Raw genomic sequence first — 2056 nt, forward strand, 5'->3', positions numbered from 1 at the left:
ATACGTATACAAATCACATGAGTTAATTAAATGAAGAATAATAAATCTAAGGATAGAAAAGATAAAGTAATAACAGAACGTTTATCTAATTCACAGGTTGAAGTAATAAAAAAATTGATTGATGAAGGTAAGGTATCAAAAGGTACTCTATATTCTGCTGTAGGTTACTTAATTGATCAGTACATTGTACTAAACAGTAAGTAATTAATTGGTTGTCTACTAACCACACAATAAGTAGAAACGCGATTACAGGAAGTAACGCGGGTAATATGGAAGTTATATATGAAAATATGGAAAGAAACGAAATATGAATATTATGTAGTAAGTAATGAAGGTGATGTATTCAATACTAAGACAGAAACACTACTAAAGCTAACCCCTTCAAAATCTAATGGGTACTACAAAGTAACACTATCTGTCAAAGGTGGTGATAGTAGAACTGTAGAAGTTCATCGACTAATCGCAGAAACTTTTATTGAACGTGATGAATCATTGAAATTAGTTGTTGATCATATTGATGGTAATCCTCTAAACAATCACGTGGATAACCTACAATGGATTACACAAAAAGAGAATATGGCAAAAGCGAAAAATAAACGTAGCTGGAATAGATTCACCGAAGAAGAGAAAGTACAAATTATTGATGCGTGGAATACTGGAAAGTACTCATACATTGGGATTACATTCTACTTCAATCAACTATGGAACCGAAATACTACACGACATAGTTACACAAGAATTATCAAACAAGCATAATAACTTAGGGGCTATCATGTAGGAGTGACAGCCCCATATTAAGGGGGAATTATAATGGCGAGAAAAGAAACAATACACAATAATCAAATGATCCAGAATGAACTACGTTTCATTTGCTTTAATTCACTATCTAGTGAAGCAAAAGAAGTAATGCGTGGAATAATCCAGGAAAGTACTTTTCTAGGTAAAAACCGTGTACCGGAAGAAGATGTATTTGCGATAGTAAAGAATGCTCCTGAATTCAGTGAAGTTATGGTATTTGAACATCTAAAACTATTCAGACAGAATAAAAATCAAAACTATCCAGATAGTAAATCATCGCGTGAAAAGTACAAACGCATAGCAACCCTAGTATCACAGGCGTTTGAAGTACTAGTAAAGGAAGGGAAATCCCTTAATAGAATGAAGCAATACAAACCAAAGAAAACCGTAACAGAAGAACATGTAGCACTAGTTGAACTGCTAAAAGATGAAGGTGCGGATCTTATTACCTTAATTGAACGACTAGTAGCAATGAATAAGTAATTGATTTATATGTAAATAATAACCGTAACTATAACCGTATTGTATACGTCGAAAATACGGTTATTATGAGTAAAATACGGTTGATGCCACAACATATAGTAGTTAAATCAATGGTTTACATACCACATATTGATTCCCGTAACTTAATATAATATACACTTTAAAGTAAATGACTTACTTGTCTATTCAGTATCATAGAGCCTAACTCGCTTTGCTCGTTAGTCTCTGTAAAACCAAAAAGATAAGATCGTAAACTTGCGTTTTCTCGCTAGTCACTCGAAGAACGCCACGTCTTTTGTTTTTGTCTATCGACTACTGAAGGAAGTGAAAACCTATACTGTTTGGGGTCAGCCGTCTTTTGGAGTAACTACGCGGGCTTTGCCCTTGTCGGGTTATCGGGCTGTTTAAGCCATTACTATTAATTAATCTACTACTGGTACAGTACTACCAGAACTATGGACTTATCAGATGATGAGGCAGTATACTTCCAACAATCATTAGTTAACTAAGAGGTAGGTACAATAATCCGAGTAATTAATATCTTATCTGATCATCTAAAGGTAGAATCACCAGATAATCCCATATAACCTTTATGGTCTATTTGTGACTTTATTAGCACCGATTAACATTAAGAAATCATTAGGAAAGATGATACTTACGTAAATGATTGAAATAAAATATTAAACCCTCTGAAAACCGGATATTGGAGACAAGTACACAATTTACATTCAAAACCTTGAAAACATGTAGATAACAGGTATGTTTATAGGTATAG

The 2056-nt window shown here is 33.5% G+C and carries 3 protein-coding genes; all 3 read left to right on the forward strand.

Annotation, left to right across the window (positions count from 1 at the left end; genetic code table 11):
• Positions 1–30: 30 nt before the first annotated feature.
• Complete coding sequence (locus INF68_RS22995) at positions 31–204, forward strand: hypothetical protein (protein ID WP_193525481.1); 174 nt, start codon at positions 31–33, stop codon at positions 202–204.
• A gap of 78 nt (positions 205–282) precedes the next feature.
• A complete protein-coding gene (locus INF68_RS23000) occupies positions 283–756 on the forward strand; it encodes an HNH endonuclease signature motif containing protein (RefSeq protein ID WP_126785929.1) in 474 nt (157 codons plus the stop codon).
• A 54-nt stretch (positions 757–810) separates the two neighbouring features.
• Positions 811–1281 (forward strand): hypothetical protein, encoded by a 471-nt coding sequence (locus INF68_RS23005; protein WP_046852907.1) that lies wholly within the window; start codon positions 811–813, stop codon positions 1279–1281.
• The last annotated feature ends 775 nt before the right edge of the window (positions 1282–2056 follow it).

This window comes from Enterobacter cloacae complex sp. P16RS2 (genome assembly GCF_014982155.1).
GTDB lineage: Bacteria > Pseudomonadota > Gammaproteobacteria > Enterobacterales > Enterobacteriaceae > Enterobacter > Enterobacter cloacae_M.